This window comes from Pseudogemmobacter sp. TB195 (genome assembly GCF_058313095.1).
This window is the reverse complement of the sequence record NZ_JBZEGG010000155.1, coordinates 1-596: the sequence shown is the minus strand read 5'-3', so window position 1 is coordinate 596 and position 596 is coordinate 1. Positions and strand designations below refer to the sequence as shown.

Genomic DNA, 596 nt, shown 5'->3' with positions numbered 1-596 from the left:
AACGAGAGGCTGTCGTGTAATCGTCTGAGAAACGGCAGGACCTCGCCCCGGGCCTGCGGGTCAAGCGCCGAAAGCGGCTCATCCATCAACAACAGCTGCGGCCGGGACAGAAGCGCGCGCCCGATCGCAACCCGTTGACGTTCGCCGCCGGAGAGCTTGCGCGGCGCGCGATCGAGCAGCTTCTCAAGTCCAAGCAGGGCGACCACTTCATCGAAACCAGCCGGGTCCCCGGGCCTCAGCGGGCTGCGGCCAGGGGCCCCGTAAAGCAGGTTGCCGGTCACCGTAAGATGCGGAAAAAGACCAGGCTCCTGGAAGACGTAGCCGATCGGCCGTTGATGGACAGGGCGGAAGCTGCGGCCTCCGTGCCAGACGTCGCCATTGACCGCGCAATATCCGTCAGCGAGGCGCTGCAGACCGGCGATGCAGCGCAGCACCGTCGTCTTGCCGCATCCCGAGGGCCCGAAGAGCGCCGTTACGCCGTGGGTAGGCGTGGTGAAGGCGGCGTCGAGAACGAAGCCGCCGAACACACCCCTGAAGGCCACGCTGATGAAACTCGACGGGTTCATTCGGCGACGCGCATCAGGCGCTTTCCCGCC

The 596-nt window shown here is 66.3% G+C and carries 1 protein-coding gene; it reads right to left on the bottom strand.

Annotated features, from left to right (window positions below):
• A partial coding sequence (locus AC4FS3_RS29115) for an ATP-binding cassette domain-containing protein (RefSeq protein ID WP_491023437.1) occupies window positions 1–566 on the bottom strand: 566 nt, incomplete at its 3' end.
• Between the last annotated feature and the right edge of the window lie 30 nt (window positions 567–596).